Annotated in this window: 16 protein-coding genes, 1 pseudogene and 1 riboswitch; of the genes and pseudogenes, 5 read left to right on the top strand and 12 right to left on the bottom strand. The window is 71.2% G+C overall.

Features of this window, described 5'->3' with window-relative positions; genetic code table 11:
* The 4 genes and pseudogenes from ACLU3S_RS29515 to ACLU3S_RS29500 all read left to right on the top strand — a co-directional run.
* A pseudogene (locus tag ACLU3S_RS29515) lies at nt 1–646 on the top strand (hypothetical protein); the annotation flags it as partial.
* 115 nt (nt 647–761) lie between these two features.
* Nucleotides 762–1,169, top strand: a complete 408-nt coding sequence (locus ACLU3S_RS29510; protein ID WP_413955017.1) for a VOC family protein — start codon at nt 762–764, stop codon at nt 1,167–1,169.
* 37 nt (nt 1,170–1,206) lie between these two features.
* A complete protein-coding gene (locus ACLU3S_RS29505) occupies nt 1,207–2,337 on the top strand; it encodes an LOG family protein (RefSeq protein ID WP_413955016.1) in 1,131 nt (376 codons plus the stop codon).
* Between the two features lie 192 nt (nt 2,338–2,529).
* Nucleotides 2,530–3,183 (top strand): LAETG motif-containing sortase-dependent surface protein, encoded by a 654-nt coding sequence (locus ACLU3S_RS29500; protein ID WP_413955015.1) that lies wholly within the window; start codon nt 2,530–2,532, stop codon nt 3,181–3,183.
* Between the two features lie 119 nt (nt 3,184–3,302).
* Here the strand turns inward: ACLU3S_RS29500 and ACLU3S_RS29495 are convergent, their stop codons facing one another.
* The 5 genes from ACLU3S_RS29495 to ACLU3S_RS29475 form a co-directional block, all read right to left on the bottom strand.
* Nucleotides 3,303–4,322 carry an ABC transporter ATP-binding protein gene (locus tag ACLU3S_RS29495; RefSeq protein ID WP_413955014.1) on the bottom strand — a complete coding sequence of 340 codons (1,020 nt, stop codon included), beginning with the start codon at nt 4,320–4,322 and terminating at the stop codon, nt 3,303–3,305.
* Entirely contained in the window at nt 4,322–5,953 is a 1,632-nt protein-coding gene (locus ACLU3S_RS29490) for an ABC transporter permease (RefSeq protein ID WP_413955013.1), read from the bottom strand. The genes ACLU3S_RS29495 and ACLU3S_RS29490 overlap by 1 nt, the downstream gene beginning before the upstream one ends.
* 17 nt (nt 5,954–5,970) lie before the next feature.
* Complete coding sequence (locus tag ACLU3S_RS29485) at nt 5,971–7,002, bottom strand: thiamine ABC transporter substrate binding subunit (RefSeq protein WP_413955018.1); 1,032 nt, start codon at nt 7,000–7,002, stop codon at nt 5,971–5,973.
* A gap of 128 nt (nt 7,003–7,130) precedes the next feature.
* Nucleotides 7,131–7,238: riboswitch (TPP riboswitch) on the bottom strand.
* A 23-nt stretch (nt 7,239–7,261) separates the two neighbouring features.
* Nucleotides 7,262–8,368: a 23S rRNA (adenine(2503)-C(2))-methyltransferase RlmN gene (rlmN, locus tag ACLU3S_RS29480; RefSeq protein WP_413955012.1), complete on the bottom strand. Its 1,107-nt coding sequence runs from the start codon at nt 8,366–8,368 to the stop codon at nt 7,262–7,264.
* Nucleotides 8,369–8,578: 210 nt separating this feature from the next.
* Nucleotides 8,579–8,818, bottom strand: coding sequence for a hypothetical protein (locus ACLU3S_RS29475; RefSeq protein WP_413955011.1), 240 nt, complete (start codon nt 8,816–8,818; stop codon nt 8,579–8,581).
* A gap of 190 nt (nt 8,819–9,008) precedes the next feature.
* Here ACLU3S_RS29475 and ACLU3S_RS29470 point away from each other — a divergent pair, with 190 nt between their 5' ends.
* Nucleotides 9,009–10,331 carry a PP2C family protein-serine/threonine phosphatase gene (locus ACLU3S_RS29470; RefSeq protein ID WP_413955010.1) on the top strand — a complete coding sequence of 441 codons (1,323 nt, stop codon included), beginning with the start codon at nt 9,009–9,011 and terminating at the stop codon, nt 10,329–10,331.
* 88 nt (nt 10,332–10,419) lie between these two features.
* Here ACLU3S_RS29470 and ACLU3S_RS29465 read toward each other — a convergent pair whose 3' ends face one another.
* From ACLU3S_RS29465 to tsf, 7 genes are all read right to left on the bottom strand, one after another.
* Entirely contained in the window at nt 10,420–10,836 is a 417-nt protein-coding gene (locus tag ACLU3S_RS29465; RefSeq protein ID WP_413955009.1) for a DUF6233 domain-containing protein, read from the bottom strand.
* A 39-nt stretch (nt 10,837–10,875) separates the two neighbouring features.
* On the bottom strand, nt 10,876–11,079 hold the full coding sequence (locus ACLU3S_RS29460; protein WP_413955008.1) for a hypothetical protein: 204 nt from the start codon (nt 11,077–11,079) through the stop codon (nt 10,876–10,878).
* A gap of 77 nt (nt 11,080–11,156) precedes the next feature.
* On the bottom strand, nt 11,157–11,825 hold the full coding sequence (locus ACLU3S_RS29455; protein WP_413955007.1) for a YceI family protein: 669 nt from the start codon (nt 11,823–11,825) through the stop codon (nt 11,157–11,159).
* Between the two features lie 135 nt (nt 11,826–11,960).
* Complete coding sequence (locus ACLU3S_RS29450) at nt 11,961–13,151, bottom strand: phosphatidate cytidylyltransferase (protein WP_413955006.1); 1,191 nt, start codon at nt 13,149–13,151, stop codon at nt 11,961–11,963.
* The gene (gene frr / locus ACLU3S_RS29445) at nt 13,151–13,708 is read right to left on the bottom strand and encodes a ribosome recycling factor (protein ID WP_039656445.1); all 558 of its coding nucleotides are present in this window, start codon (nt 13,706–13,708) and stop codon (nt 13,151–13,153) included. The genes ACLU3S_RS29450 and frr overlap by 1 nt, the downstream gene beginning before the upstream one ends.
* 188 nt (nt 13,709–13,896) lie before the next feature.
* Nucleotides 13,897–14,655 (bottom strand): UMP kinase, encoded by a 759-nt coding sequence (gene pyrH, locus ACLU3S_RS29440; protein ID WP_413955005.1) that lies wholly within the window; start codon nt 14,653–14,655, stop codon nt 13,897–13,899.
* Nucleotides 14,656–14,859: 204 nt separating this feature from the next.
* Entirely contained in the window at nt 14,860–15,696 is an 837-nt protein-coding gene (gene tsf, locus ACLU3S_RS29435) for a translation elongation factor Ts (protein WP_413955004.1), read from the bottom strand.
* Nucleotides 15,697–15,893 lie beyond the last annotated feature (197 nt).

The following is a 15,893-nucleotide window of genomic DNA, read 5'->3' as shown; positions in this document are numbered from 1 at the left end:
TGCTGGCCGAGGTGGCCTCCGAGATCGGGGCGCCGTGCCCGCACCCGGCGACGCCCCGACCGGCCTGCCCTGGGGCATCACCCTGCTCGCCGCCGGCCTCGCGGTACCGGCCTACGCGGGCGAGGGCGCCCCCGCTGCCTCCCTGACCACGTTCTCCGGGCAGGCCGTCCCCGTCCTCCTCGGCTGGGTCCTCACCGCCGCCGGGCTCGTCGTCGCCGCGCCGGGCCTCACCCACCTGTGCGGCCGGCTGCTGCAGGCCGTCCGCCCCGGCGCCCTGCGGCTGCTCGCGGGCCGCGTGCTGATGGCGGAGGCCACCCGGATCGGCCGCCCCCTCGGCGTGCTGTGCGCGGTCGTGGCGGCCGGCTGTGCGACGACCGCCCTCTACGACTCCCCCGCGCCCTCCTTCGGCCCGCTGCGCGTCCTCGGCGCGCTCGTCGTCGTAGGCTGCGCGGTCGCGACCCTGCTGACCGTGGCCGTCGAGACCCGGCAGTGCCGCGCCGACACCACCGCGGCCCTGCTCCGCCTCGGCGCCCCGGCCATGGTGCTGCGCGCCGCCGCGGCCCTGCGCGCAGCCGCCCTCCTCACCCTCTTCGGCCCCCTCACCCTGGCCGTCGCCGCCCTGGCGGCGCTCCCGCTCGCCGACTGAGAGAAGAAGTGCCGGCCCACCGTGGAAAAAAATTCCGGCCCACCGATGAGTTCCGGTGGGCGCCGGTGTCTACCCCGGCGAAGAAGTCGGCACCCGAACCGGGAGACACCACCCCATGTACCAGCAGATGATCTTCGTGAACCTGCCCGTGAACGACCTCGACGCCTCGAAGAAGTTCTTCACCGAGCTGGGCTACACGATCAACCCGCAGTTCAGCGACGAGAAGGCCGCCTCCGTGGTGATCAGCGACACCATCGTGGCGATGCTGCTCACCAAGCCCTTCTACGCGAGCTTCACCAAGAAGCAGATCGCCGACGCGACGGCGACCAGCGAGGTGCTGATCTGCCTGAGCGCCGAGAGCCGCGAGAAGGTCGACGAGCTGGTCGCCAAGGCCGTCGCGGCCGGCGGCACGGAGAGCGGCGAGAAGCAGGACCACGGCTTCATGTACGGCCGCGCCTTCGACGACCTCGACGGCCACACCTGGGAAATCATGTGGATGGACCCGGCGGCCATCCAGGGCTGACCCCGGCCGTCCGAACTGCCGTACGTAGCATGGGCGGGTGCATCCGACACCCGCCCAGCCGCGCCGCGCGGCCCCTGCCCGTGCCCGGGAGATCGAGTCGCTCGCCGAGTTCGACGAGGTCGTCGCCGAGCAGGGCACCCTCGCCCGATACCGCGTCCAGGCCGTGGACCTGACGGCACGTACGAGCGCGCTGCTCCGCCTCGACACCACGGGCGCCGTCTTCCTCGGCTGCCCGATGGCCCCCGAGGCCGCCGCCCACGTCCGCTCGGCCGGCGCCCTCGTCTTCCCACCCGTCCCGGGCCTGCCCTTCGACCCGTACCGGGGCTTCGCCTACACGCCCGTCGAGTTGTTCGAGTCCCTGGAGGAGGGCTACGAGGCGACGCCGGACGCGCGGGCCTACGCCTGGTTCCGGCGGACCAAGGCGGACGGTGACGTCTTCTCCTCCATGCTCCGCGCCATCCACGACGACGCGGTCTCCGACGCGCTCGACGAACTCCTCGACGGCGCCCGCGTGGTGGGTGTCATGGGCGGCCACGCGATGGCCCGCGGCAGCGCCGAGTACGCGGGCGCGGCCCGCCTGGGCCGCGAGCTGACCCGCGCCGGGTTCACGGTCGCCACCGGCGGCGGACCGGGCGCGATGGAGGCGGCGAACCTCGGCGCGTACGCCGCTCCCTTCGCGGACGACATGCTGACGGAGTCGCTCGAACTCCTCGCCAAGGCGCCTTCCTTCCGGCCGTCGGTCACCGACTGGGCGCGGGCCGCCTTCGAGGTGCGCGAGCGCTGGCCCGGCGGCGGGGAGTCGGTGGGCATCCCCACCTGGTTCTACGGCCACGAGCCGCCGAACGCCTTCGCCGCGCACATAGCCAAATACTTCGCCAACGCCACCCGCGAGGACGGCCTGCTGGCCCGCTCCACCGCCGGGGTGGTGTTCCTGCCGGGCGCCGCCGGGACCGTACAGGAGATCTTCGACAACGCGACGCCGAACTACTACGAGTCCCGCGGCGAGCCGACGCCGATGGTGCTCGTGGACCGGGAGCACTGGACCCGGCGGCTGCCGGCCTGGCCGCTGCTGCGGTCGCTCGCCGAGGGCCGGGCGATGGAGTCCCGAATCGCCCTCGTTGACCGGATCGAGCAGGCTCCGGAGGCGATCAAACGTCTCGGCGGTTAATAAGAAGGTAAAGCCAACGGCTGTCGGGGGCATATGCATTGACACTCCTTATGGAGCGCTTATAGACCTGTGATCCTCCTGGGGGTGCTGGGGCCTCACCTCATTCGTCGCTCCAACTCCCCTCTAGCCCCCCGCAGTTATGCTCTGTAAAGGACAAACGTGTCCATAACTCGCCGTAGCGCACGTCGTTCCGTGCGCATCCTGGGTGTTGCCTCCGCCTCGGCCGCGGTGGTGCTGGGTCTGTCCAGCTCCGCGTTCGCGTGCAGCATCGGTGACTTCAAGGCCGAGGCCACGTGCACCGGTGACAAGGGTCAGATCGTCATCACCGACAAGGACTCGTCCCGCACCAAGGCTCACGTCATCGTCTTCGAGAAGAACGACGCCGTCGAGACGCAGGTCGCCGAGGCGGACGTGACGGGCTCCGCCCAGGGCACGCAGACCCCGATCGACGTGGACTGGAAGGCCTCCACCACCTACCGCGTCGAGGTCAAGGTCAAGAGCGGCCGGTTCAACTTCGACAAGTTCACCCCGGACCTGGTCACCCCGGCCACCGCCTGCAAGAAGGAAGAGTCCCCGACGCCGACGGCCAGCGACTCGCCGTCCCCGACCAAGTCCGCCCCGGCCGAGTCGGCGACCCCGACCCCGTCGGCCTCGGACACCAGCTCCGCCCCGGCGGCCACGTCGAGCAACGCGCCGTCTCCGGCGGCCGGTGACTCGAACCTCGCCGAGACCGGTGCGAACTCCAACACGCCTCTGATCGCCGGCATCGCGGCCGCCCTGGTCGTCGTCGGCGGTGGCGCGGTCTTCTTCGGCATGCGCCGCCGTGGGGCCCGCGACAACGGCTGACGCCGTACCTGGAACACGTCGCCGCGGCCCGTCCCCCTATCCCCAGGGGACGGGCCGCGGCCGTGTGTCCGGCCGAAGAAGATCCGCTCCGGCCGGAGCTCCACCCCAGGGGCGGCCGATCAGTCCAGCACGACGACGTCCGCCGCGTCGAACTCCGCGCCCACCCGGGCCCCGGCCTCCGGCGCGTCCCGCAGCGCGCAGGCCGCCTCCAGCCGCGGACCGTCCTCGGGCTGGAGGTGGACGGCCACATGCGTGCCCTTGAACGTGCGGGCGGTGACCGTGCAGCGCAGTCCCGTGTCGGCCGGCACCAGCCGGACCCCGGCGGGCCGTACCAGCAGCGTGTGCGCGCCCTGCGGCGATCCGTCGGGCACCGGCAGCTTGCCCCACGGGCTGTCCGCCGCCGTCCCGGCGACCGTCGCCGGAACCACGTTGTCGAAGCCGAGGAAACGGGCCACGAACGCGTCGGCGGGCCGCTGCCAGACCTCCAGGGGCGTCCCGGACTGCGCGATCCGCCCGTCCCGCATCACCACCACCCGGTCGGCCAGCGCGAACGCCTCGCCCTGGTCATGGGTGACGGCCAGCACGGTCGTACCCAACCGGCCGAACAGCTCGCGCAGTTCGACCACCAGGCGCTCGCGCAGGGAGCGGTCGAGCTGACCCAGCGGCTCGTCCAGCATGAGCAGCCGGGGCCGGGGGGCGAGGGCGCGGGCGAGGGCCACCCGCTGCTGCTCGCCGCCGGACAGGGACGCCACGGCCCGCCGGGCCGCCCCGGGCAGCCCGACGAGTTGCAGCAACTGCCCGACCTCGGCGTCCCGTTCGGCCCTGGCCGTGCCGTGCATCCGCAGCCCGAACGCCACGTTGGCGCCGACGTCCCGCTGCGGAAAGAGCTGGTGGTCCTGGAACATCAGGCCGACGCCCCGCTGGTGCGCGGGCACGCCCGCCTGGTCGCGCCCGCCGAGCAGCACCCGACCGGAGTCGAGGGGCTGCAGGCCCGCCACCGCCCGCAGCAGCGTCGACTTCCCGCTGCCGCTGGGCCCGAGCACGCACACCACCTCGTGCTCGGCGACCTCCAGGCCGACCGCGTCCAGCACGGTCCGGCCGCCGAGGCGCACGGTCGCGGCGTCAAGGCTCAGCAGCATCAGAACTCCCCCGTCCGGTCGGTGCGCAGTCGCTCCAGAAGCAGCAGCGCGGCGGCGCACACCACCATCAGAATCGTCGAAAGGGCCATCGCCTGGCCGTAGTTGAGGTCTCCGGGGCGGCTGAGCAGCCGGGCCACGGCGACCGGGAGCGTCGGGTTGTCGGGCCGGGCGATGAACACCGTCGCCCCGAACTCACCCAGCGAGACGGCGAACGCGAACCCGGCCGCGACCAGCAGCGCCCGCCGCACCAGCGGCAGGTCCACCTCCCGCCACGCCCGCCAGGGCGAGGCCCCGAGCACGGCCGCCGCCTCCCTGAGCCGTCCGTCCACCGCGCGCAGCACCGGCAGCATGGTCCGTACGACGAAGGGGGCGCCGACCAGGGCCTGGGCGAGCGGCACCAGGATCCAGGACTGGCGCAGGTCAAGCGGCGGCCTGTCGAGGGCGATGAGGAAGCCGAAACCGACGGTCACGGCGGACACGCCGAGCGGCAGCATCAGCAGCGCGTCGAAGCCCCGCACCAGCCGCCCGGCGCCCCGGCGGGCCAGCGCGGCGGCGGCGAGACCTCCGATCAGCACCGCGATGGCGGTGGCGGCGACCGCGTACTGCAGCGAGGTCCACACCGCGTGCACGGGTGCGACCAGGAAGGTGCCGCCGTCGGAGTCCGCCAGCGCCCGGTAGTAGCCGAGGCCGGGCGCGTCCAGGGAGCGCCGGACGAGGACGGCGAGCGGCAGCACCAGCAGCAGTGCGACGGTGCCGAGGACGCCGGCGAGCAGCGCCCACTGCCCGGCGCCGCGCGGACGCCGGGCGGTGACGTTCGGGGCGACGAGGCGCAGGGCGGTCTCCCGGCGCCGTACCGTCCACGCGTGCACGGCGAGGACGGCGCCGACCGCGACGAACTGGACGAGGGTGAGGACGGCGGCCGTGGGCAGGTCGAAGACCTCCGAGGTCTGCCGGTAGATCTCCACTTCGATGGTGGAGAACGTGGGCCCGCCGAGGATCTGGACGACGCCGAAGGAGGTGAAGGTGAACAGGAACACCATCAGCGCGGCGGCGGCCACGGCGGGCGCCAGGGCCGGGAGGGTGACCTTCCGCCACGCCTGGAGGGGCGATGCGCCCAGCATGCGCGCGGCCTCCTCCTGCCGGGGGTCGAGCTGGGCCCACAGCCCGCCCACCGTCCGCACGACGACGGCGTAGTTGAAGAAGACATGGGCCAGCAGGATGGCCCACACCGTGGTGTCCAGCCGTACGCCCCACAGCCGGTCGAGCAGCCCGCCGTGCCCGACCAGCGCGAGGAACGCGCTGCCGGCGACGACGGTCGGCAGCACGAACGGCACGGTGACGACGGCGCGCAGCACCTGCTTGCCCGGGAAGTCGAGCCGGGCGAAGACGTGGGCGGCGGGCAGGGCGAGCAGCAGGGTCAGCGCGGTGGAGGCGAGCGCCTGCCAGGTGGTGAACCACAGCACGTGCCGGATGTCCGGCTGCGTGAGCACGTCCGCGATCCGCCCGGGATGCCAGGCGCCGTCGGTCTTCAGCCCGCGGGCCACGATCGCGGCCACCGGCCAGGCGAAGAACACGGCGAAGAACGCGACGGGCAGGGCCAGCAGCCCGAGCCGCGTCGCGCTCCCGCGCATGTCCCGTCGGCGGGGAGCTACTTCAGTACGAGCGAGGTCCACGTCTTGACCCACTGATCACGGTTGGCGGCGATCTTGTCGGGGGCCATGGTCTCGGGGTGCTGGGCGGCCGGGCCGTACTTGGTGAAGTCGGCGGGCACGGCGGCCCCCTTCACCACCGGGTAGACGAACATCTTGAGCGGCATGTCCTCCTGGAACTCCTTGGTCAGCAGGAAGTCGATGAAGGCCTTGGCGCCCTTGGGGTTCTTCGCGTTGCTCAGCACCCCGGCGAACTCGATCTGCCGGAAGCAGGTGCCGGTGGCCACGCCGGTCGGGGCGGTGCTGGGCCGCTTCTTGGCGTAGATCACCTCGGCGGGCGGGGAGGAGGCGTACGACACGACCAGCGGCCGGTCGCCACCGGCCTTCTTCCCCTCCGACGAGCCGGAGAACTCCTGGTAGTAGGCCTGGTCCCAGCCGTCGACGACCTTCACGCCGTTGGCCTTCAGCTTCTTCCAGTAGTCCTGCCAGCTGTTGTCGCCGAACTGCGCGGCGCTGCCGAGCAGGAAGCCGAGGCCGGGCGAGGAGGTGGCCGCGTTCTCGGTGACGAGCAGGTTCTTGTACTCGGGCCTGGCCAGGTCGGCGAAGGACTGCGGCGGGGCGAGACGGTGGTCGGCGAAGTACTTCTTGTCGTAGTTGACGCATATGTCGCCGTAGTCGATCGGCGTGACCCGGTGCCTGTCCTTGTCGAGTTGGTACTGGGCGCCGACCGTGCCGAGTCCCTTGGCGGTGTACGGCTGGAACAGCCCGTTGTCGAGGGCCCGGGACAGCAGCGTGTTGTCGACGCCGAAGAAGACGTCGCCCTGGGGGTTGTCCTTGGTCAGGATGGCCTTGTTGACGGCCTGTCCCGCGTCGCCGTCCCGCAGGTTTCTGACCTTGTACCCGGACTGCCTCTCGAAGTCCTTGATGACGCTCTTGGAGGCGGCCCACGAGTCGTGGCTGACGAGGGTCACGGTCTTGGAGTCGCCGGAGGCGTGGCTGCCGGACGATCCGCATGCGGCGAGGGTGACCATGCCCAGGGCGACGGCCACGGCCGCCAGCCGCCTTGTGGTGATGCTCAACGAAGTCCTCCTGGGGTTGGCCAGGAAGAGACGCGGCCCTGCCCGGGCTCCCGCGCGGGAGCCCGGGCAGGGCGCAACAGCTCGAGTGATGACCGAACTTCCTACCCAGAATGACCTGGGCGAGGTTCAGAGGGTCTGCGGCCCGGTTGCCGCACTCTCAGCGCTGTGGCGCTCCCCTGTCGGAATATGGAGTTGTATGGACGTCGTCAGATTACCGCTCGGTGGCCGCCAGCTGACCACAGGCCCCGTCGATCTCCTGGCCCCGGGTGTCCCGGATGGTGACCGGTACCCCGTGCGCCTCGATGGCCGCCACGAAGGCCTTCTCGTCCTCGGGCCGTGAGGCGGTCCACCGGGAGCCCGGAGTCGGGTTCAGCGGGATGAGGTTGACGTGCACGGGCTTGCCCCTGAGCAGCCGGCCGAGCCGGTCGCCGCGCCATGCCTGGTCGTTGATGTCCCGGATCATGGCGTACTCGATGGACAGCCGGCGCCCGGACTTCGCGGCGTACTCGAACCCGGCGTCCAGCACCTCGCGCACCTTCCAGCGGGTGTTGACGGGGACGAGGGTGTCGCGCAGCTCGTCGTCGGGGGCGTGCAGGGAGATCGCGAGCCGGCACTTGAAGCCCTCGTCGGCGAACCGGTGGATGGCGGGCACCAGGCCGACGGTCGAGACGGTGATCCCGCGCTGCGAGAGCCCGAGCCCGTCCGGCGCCGGGTCGGTCAGCGCACGGATGGCCCCCACGACCCGCTTGTAGTTGGCCAGCGGCTCACCCATGCCCATGAAGACGATGTTGGACAGCCGGGCCGGCCCGCCGGGCACCTCCCCGTCCCGCAGCGCCCGCATCCCGTCGACGATCTGGTGGACGATCTCCGCGGTGGACAGGTTCCGGTCCAGTCCCGCCTGCCCGGTGGCGCAGAACGGACAGTTCATCCCACACCCGGCCTGTGAGCTGATGCACATGGTCACCCGGTCCGGGTAGCGCATCAGCACGGACTCGACGAGTGTCCCGTCGAACAGCCGCCACAGCGTCTTGCGGGTCGTCCCCTGGTCGGTCGACAGATGCCGGACGACCGTCATGAGCTCGGGGAGCAGCGCCTCGCGCAGCTTCTCCCGGGAGCCGGCCGGGATGTCGGTCCAGTGCTCCGGTCCGTGCGCGTACCGCGCGAAGTAGTGCTGCGAGAGCTGCTTGGCACGGAACGGCTTCTCACCGATCTCGGCCACCGCGTCCTTGCGCTCGGCAGGCGTGAGATCGGCAAGATGCCGCGGCGGCTTCTTGGCTCCGCGCGGCGCGACGAAAGTGAGTTCTCCGGGCTTGGGCATGGTGGTACCAGTGTCGCAGATCCAATCGGGTGACCTGGGGCCGCCGGTCCGGACGACTGTCGTCGGCGGTGGGCGTCAGGGTTGCTCAGCCGGCCCTCGTCATCGGTCACGGACCGGCGCTACGGCGAGGGGCGTGTCGGTACGCTGCTGGATGGTGCCGGCTTGTCGAGACCTGCGACGGCCTGATGTCGGCGGGGGCGCCGCATGTGCTCAGGTGGCCGAGCGCCAGTGGGGGATGCTCTCGAAGTGCACGTCGTAGCGGTCCTGCTCAGGGAGGAGCGAGTCGAACTCGGCTTCGCCGCGGCTGATGGCGGCCAGTTGCTCGAAGTAGCCGAACCGCTCGATGCCCGGGCTGAGCACGACGAACACGTCGGCCTCCTGGCCGTCGGCCGCCCCGAAGACGTGCGGCAGGCCGGGAGGAATGACGACGGCTTCCGGCCCTCTCCGCATGCGGGCGTGCGTCGGCGGCGGCAGCGCCCAGCGGGCCGAGGGCGGGAGCGCGGGCGCAGCCGGCGCCTGGCCCCGCTCGCTGCGCTCACCGGCGATCCGCGCAGGCCGCGGCCCGGGGGCGGTTGGATGTGGTGCCTGCTCGGGTACTCGCGGTGATGCGGGGACACGGTGGCACGAGGAGGAGAACGGCATGGCCAGGGAGCCTGTCCCCGACCACTGCGGTGGGCCGGTCGGGGACCGCGCGCGAAGGGGCGCCGAGGACCTGGACCGGATCCAGGCCGGCCTGCGCCGGGCCGTGCACGCGCAGGGGCGGATGCACCAACTGCTCGATGCGGTGCTCACCATCAGCAGCGCCCTGGACCTGAACGTGGTCCTGCGCACCATCGCGGACACCGCCCGGCAGATGGTCCAGGCCCGTTATGCCGCGGTCGGTGTGCTGGATCAGGACGGCGACTTCGCCGAGCTGATCACCTCGGGGTTCGGCGCGGATCAGTTCCGGGAAGCCGGGGGCGAGCTGCCGCACGGCACCGGCCTGCTCGGCGAGCTGGTGCGCGACCCGCGCCCGCTGCGCGTGGACGACGTGGCCCGCCATCCCCACGCGGTCGGCTTCCCCAAGGGCCACCCGGTCATGACCACCTTGCTCGGAGTGCCGATCCGGGTCCGGGAGACCGTCTACGGCAACCTCTACCTGGCGGACAAGGCGGACGGCCCGTTCACCGACGAGGACCAGGACATCGTCATCGCGCTGGCCGCCGCGGTCGGCGTGGCCATCGAGAACGCCCGCTTGTACGAGCGGCTGCGGCAGGCGACGGAGGAGTTCCAGCAGAGCCTGCTGCCCCGCATGCCGCGCATGAAGGGCCTTGAACTGGAGGCCCGCTACCAGCCCTCCACCGAGGCTCCCAGGATCGGCGGGGACTGGTACGACCTGATCCACCTTCCCGGGCAGGTGCCGTGCCTGACGGTCGGCGACGTGATGGGCCACGGTCTGGAGTCGGCCACCGTCATGAGCCGGATCAGCAACATCCTCCGGGTGATCGCCTTCGACGAGCGCGACCCTCCCAGCCGCATCCTGCACCGCCTCGACGAAGTCCTGCACGAACTGCACGGAGGCCCACTGGCCACCGTGCTGGTGGCCCGCCTGGAGCCCGCGGCCGACGGCGGACGGCTGATGCGCTGGTCCCGCGCCGGCCATCTCCCGCCCCTGCTGGTCACCGCCGATCACCAGGCCCACTATCTGCACTCCGATGCGGGCCTGCCGCTCGGCGTCGACTCCGCCCTGCCCAGGTCCGACAGCGCATATGTGCTCCCCGCGGGTTCCACGGTGGTGCTCCACACCGACGGGCTGGTCGAGCACCCCGCAGACACCCTGGAGGACGGTATGCGGCACGCCGCCCGGATCGCCGCCGCTCGGGCCACCGAGCCGCTGCCCTGTCTGTGCGACGCGCTGCTCACCCACCGCCGGGGATGCTTCCACGACGATGTCGCTCTCCTCGCCGCACGCGTCACGCACTGACCGAGCGGCCTCAGCGGGCAGCGGCCTTTCGGCCTCACGTCCTTGACGTTGGAACACCGACATGCGGTCGAGGCTCCGCCGGTCGCCGTCAGGTCAGGTCCATGCCCAGGTCGGTGTCCGGGCGGCAGAACGTGCAGGGCTCGATGGTCGGGTCGGTGAGCGCGGCCCGCGCCTCGTCGGCCCTGATCGGGTGCGCGGCACCCTCGATCATGGCGCAGCCGGCCAGGTGGACGAGGGCGGGCTCAGGACCGGCCGGTGTCCGCTTCTGCTGGACGACGTACCCGGTCCGCACCGGCGGTGGGGTGAAGCCGGGGAGCGGCGTGCCGCCTTTCGGCCTGCGCCTCGGCCGGTGCCGCGGCGGGCTTTCGACGTCGGCGAGCGCGGCGGCCACCGCGTCCCGCTGGAGCCGGAGGTAGGTCGCGACCGTCTCGCTCCTGGCGATCTGCTCCTCGAGGTAGGCGAGGATCGCGCGGAGCCGGGCGGGGTCAGGCGGCAGCAGGGACACGGCGCGCACCATCCCCGCGCGGGATGAGGCCGCTCATCGTCACCTCCCGCCTCCCCGCCCGGAGGCGAACAGCGCCGCCCGTGCCGCCGTCCCGTCTCCCTGCCAGTGCGGATGGAACAGCACCTGCGACGACAGGCGGATCAGGCGCCGCCGCAGCGCGGTACCCGGGGCTGCGGCGAGCTGCCGGTAGGTGGCCTGCCACTCCTGCTGCGTGTGGGCCAGATCGGCGGGAATCGATCGCATACTCGAATTCAAGCATGTGTTCGATTTCTGGCGCGAGTCGACTCCGCCGGACCCGTCCCTGCGGGCGCCGGTCGCCGCTACGAGGCGGTGGCGCGGATGGCGGCGATGTCGAACTGGAGCCGGACCGTCTCGCTCACCATGGCGCCGCCCTGGGCGAGTCTGGCGTTGTAGGTCAGCCCCCAGTCGGAGCGGTTGATGGTGGTGGTGCCGTCGAAGCCGACGCGCTCGTATCCGAAGGGGTCGGTCACATGGCCGATGTAGGTGAGGTCCAGGTCGACCGGGCGGGTGGTGCCCTTGATGGTCAGATCGCCGGTCATGCGGTACACGTCCTTGCCCACGAGGCGCACGGCCGTGCTTGTGAAGATCATCCGGGGGTACGTCGCGGCGTCAAGGAAGTCGCGGCCCACCAGGTGCGCGTCCCGCTGCTCGACGCCGGTGTCGACGCTGGACGTGTACAGCACGATGTCGGCGCGCGAGCGCGCCGGGTCACGGCCGTCGAAGGAGAGCCGGCTCTCGTACTCCTGGAAGGAGCCGCGCACCGTCGTCACCATGGCGTGCCGCACGGAGAAGCCGATCCTGCTGTGCGCGGGGTCGATCATCCACGCTCCGGTGAGCGCGGACAGGGCTGGGTCGGGCAGCACAGCGGTACCTGTGATCGCCGGCGCGGCGGGGTCCATCGTCCCCCGCGCCACCGGGGCGGCGGCCACCGCGCGTCGCTGTGTGAGGTTGCGGCCGAAAAGGTTCATGACGCATGTAGCTACGCGAGTGGGCGACGCACCCGCAAGGGACGGTCGGCAAACCCTCCCCATCACCAGCAGACCTTCACAGACGAGGAGCCCGCCGTCCGGTGGACGGCGGGCTCCTCACCGGAGCGGCACGGCTCAGGCCGACCCGACGAAGATCACCATCAGCAGCCACACCACCGGAGCCGTGGGCAGCAGCGAGTCCAGCCGGTCCATGATGCCGCCGTGGCCCGGGAGCAGGGTGCCCATGTCCTTGATGCCCAGGTCGCGCTTGATCATGGACTCGCCGAGGTCGCCGAGAGTGGCGCTGGCCGCGACCGCGAGCCCGAGGAGCAGGCCCTGCCACCAGGCGCCGTCGTCGATCAGGAACTGCATGCACAGCGCGCCCGCGACCATGGCGAACAGCACCGCGCCGACCAGGCCCTCGCGGGTCTTGCCGGGGCTGATGCGCGGGGCCAGCTTGTGCCGGCCGAAGCGCCAGCCGACGGCGTAGGCGCCGGTGTCGCTGACGACCGTCAGGAGGAGGAACGTCAGGACGCGCCAGGGGCCGTCGGCGGCGGTCAGCATCATCGCCACGAACGTGGCCAGGAACGGCACGTAGAACGCGGCGAAGACGCCGGCCGTGACGTCCTTGAGGTAACCCTCGGGTGGTTCCGTCATGCGCCAGACCAGGGCCGCGAGCGTGGTGAGCGCCATGGCGACCCAGGCGCCCTCGGCGCCGCGCACATACCCGGCGACCACCATCGCCGCGCCGCCGACCGCGAGCGGCACGAGCGGCGCCTTGATGCCCTTGCGCTCCTGCAGCCGGCTGGTCAGCTCCCACAGGCCGACGACGACGGCGACCGCGATCACGCCGACGAACACGGCCTTGACGACGAACAGGGACGCGATGATCACCACACCGAGCCCGACCCCGACGCCTATGGCCGCGCTCAGGTCACGGCCCGCACTCTTCTTCTGCGGCGCTGGCGCCGGCTGCGGGGCGTCGGACATGGACTCCGGATTCTGGGTCGGATGCGGGATCGGCGGCTGGGTGTCGTACGGGTACTGCGGCTGGTGCGGGTACTGCGTGTCGTACGGCTGCGCGCCGTACTGCGGCTCGTCCCGGAACAAGGGGCCGCTCAGCCGGGCGGCCCCCCGGTCGCCGTCCTGGTCTGTGCGGTACGCGGGCTCGTCGGGCACGCTGGGCATGGGGCGAGTCTGCTGCGCCTCGGGCGCATCGTACGCGGGACCCGCCTGGGCAGCCCCCTGGGCGGGCCCACGCTCGGTGGGCCCCCAGTACCCGGCCTGCCCGCCGTGTGGCGGCGCCCCCCAGGAAGAGTCGCTCATCAGACTTCGAGCAGCTCCGCTTCCTTGTGCTTGAGAAGCTCGTCCACCTGGGCGACGTACTTCGCCGTCAGGTCGTCGAGTTCCTTCTCCGCACGGCGGCCCTCGTCCTCGCCGACCTCGCCGTCCTTGATCAGCTTGTCGATGGCGTCCTTGGCCTTGCGGCGCACGGACCGGATGGAGACCTTCGCGTCCTCACCCTTGCCCTTGGCGACCTTGATGTACTCGCGGCGGCGCTCCTCGGTGAGCTCGGGGAACACCACCCGGATGATGTTGCCGTCGTTGCTGGGGTTGACGCCCAGGTCGGAGTCGCGGATCGCCTGCTCGATGTTGCGCAGCGCACTCTTGTCGAACGGGGTCACGACCGCCATGCGCGGCTCCGGCACGGAGAACGAGGCCAGCTGGTTGATCGGCGTCGGGGCACCGTAGTAGTCGGCCACGATCTTGTTGAACATCGCCGGGTGCGCACGGCCGGTGCGGATCGCGGCGAAGTCCTCCTTGGCGACCACGACGGCCTTCTCCATCTTCTCCTCGGCCTCGAGGAGGGTCTCTTCGATCACCACTTGCTCCTGCGTGTCTTGAGTAAGGCCCGGCTGCGGTTCCTCGATCGGGCGGCGGCCGGCTGCGTCGCGTCTTCTTCCTGCACGGTTCCCGACCGGCAGGACATTGTCCATCCCCCGGCCAGGGCGCGTCCCGTCCGTCCCTCGGACAGGTGGCGTGCCCCGGGCGACGGGGTGTGCCGGTTCGGTCAGTCCCGGCTGCCCTGGTCACCCACCAGCGTGCCGATCTTCTCACCCTTGACGGCGCGGGCGATATTGCCCTCCGCAAGAAGCTCGAAGACGAGGATCGGGAGCTTGTTGTCGCGGCACAGCGTGATGGCGGTGGCGTCGGCGACCTTCAGGTCGCGGGTGATGACCTCGCCGTAGCCGAGCGAGTCGAACTTGACGGCGTCCGGGTTGGTCTTCGGGTCGGAGTCGTAGACCCCGTCCACGCCGTTCTTGCCCATCAGCAGCGCCTCGGCGTCGATCTCCAGGGCGCGCTGGGCGGCGGTGGTGTCGGTGGAGAAGTACGGCATGCCCATACCGGCGCCGAAGATGACCACGCGGCCCTTCTCCAGGTGGCGCACGGCGCGCAGCGGGATGTACGGCTCGGCGACCTGGCCCATGGTGATGGCGGTCTGGACCCGGGACTGGATGCCCTCCTTCTCCAGGAAGTCCTGGAGGGCGAGGCAGTTCATCACCGTGCCGAGCATGCCCATGTAGTCGGAGCGGGCGCGGTCCATGCCGCGCTGCTGCAGTTCGGCGCCACGGAAGAAGTTGCCGCCGCCGATGACGACCGCGATCTGCGCACCGTCCCGCACGACGGCCGCGATCTCGCGGGCGATCTTGTGCACCACGTCGGGGTCCACGCCCAGGCCCCCGCCACCGGAGAAGGCCTCTCCGGACAGCTTCAGCAGAAACCGGCCGCGTACTTTGCCGTCGTCGCTCTTCTGGGCCTTGGTGGTCATCGGAAATCCCGCCTCTTTCACATGGTGCACATACGAAGAAGGCCATTGCCGATGGGGTCGCTTTTCGCTCCCATGCGCGGCAATGGCCTCCTCGTCAGATCTGCTGCCGTCCGCCCCACACCCGGGTGTGGCGGTGTGCGCGGACGACTGCTGTCGACCCTATCGGGATTCCTCCGCGGGTCGCGCGTCGATCGCGGTACGGACTCAGATGCCGACCTTGATGCGCGTGAAGCGCTTCAGGGTGACACCGGCCTCGTCCAGAACCTTCTGGACCGACTTCTTGTTGTCCAGCGCGTACGGCTGGCCGAGCAGCGTGGCGTCCTTGAAGAAGCCGTTGAGGCGACCCTCGACGATCTTCGGCAGGGCGGCCTCGGGCTTGCCCTCGGCGCGGGTGGTCTCCTCGGCGATGCGGCGCTCGGACTCGACGACGTCGGCCGGGACGTCCTCCTTGGAGAGGTACTTCGGCGCGAAGGCGGCGATGTGCTGGGCGATGCCCTTGGCGACCTCGGCGTTCGGCTTGTCGAGCTCGACCAGGACACCGATCTGCGGCGGCAGGTCGGGCATGGTGCGGTGCATGTAGGCCGTGACGTAGCCGTCGGCGAACTGCGCGAAGCGGTCCAGGACGATCTTCTCGCCGAGGTTGGCGTTGGCCTCGTCCACGAACGCCTGAACGGTCTTGCCGGGCTCGATCTCGGAGGCGAGCAGCGCCTCCAGGTCGGCCGGGGAGGTCTTGGCGACGTGCTCGGCGATGGCCCTGGCCACGGCCTGGAACTTCTCGCCCTTGGCGACGAAGTCCGTTTCGCACTTCAGCTCGACCAGCACGCCGGAGGAGTTGTCGTCGGCGATGATGGAGACCACGGCGCCGTTCTCGGCGGAGCGGCCCTCGCGCTTGGCGACGCCCTTCTGGCCCTTGATGCGCAGCGCCTCGACGGCCTTCTCGACGTTGCCGTCGGCCTCGTCCAGCGCCTTCTTGCAGTCCATCATGCCGGCGCCGGTGAGCTCACGGAGCTTCTTGACGTCGGCGGCGGTGTAGTTCGCCATGAGTCTGTGAGTCTTTCTCGAAGTCTGGAAGATCTTCCGGTCAGCGCGGTGCGCGCTCCACATGTGAACGCGGAGCGCGTACGACGCGCCGACCTACGGGTGAACAGCGGGGGCGGACTTCATGTCACCGCCGCCCCCGCTGTCGACGCCTGCGTCAGGCCTGCTCGCCCTCGGGGGCCTTCTCCGCCTCGGCGGGA

This window comes from Streptomyces sp. AF1A (assembly GCF_047340315.1).
Taxonomy (GTDB): Bacteria; Actinomycetota; Actinomycetes; order Streptomycetales; family Streptomycetaceae; genus Streptomyces.
This window is presented reverse-complemented; position numbering and strand designations above follow the sequence as displayed.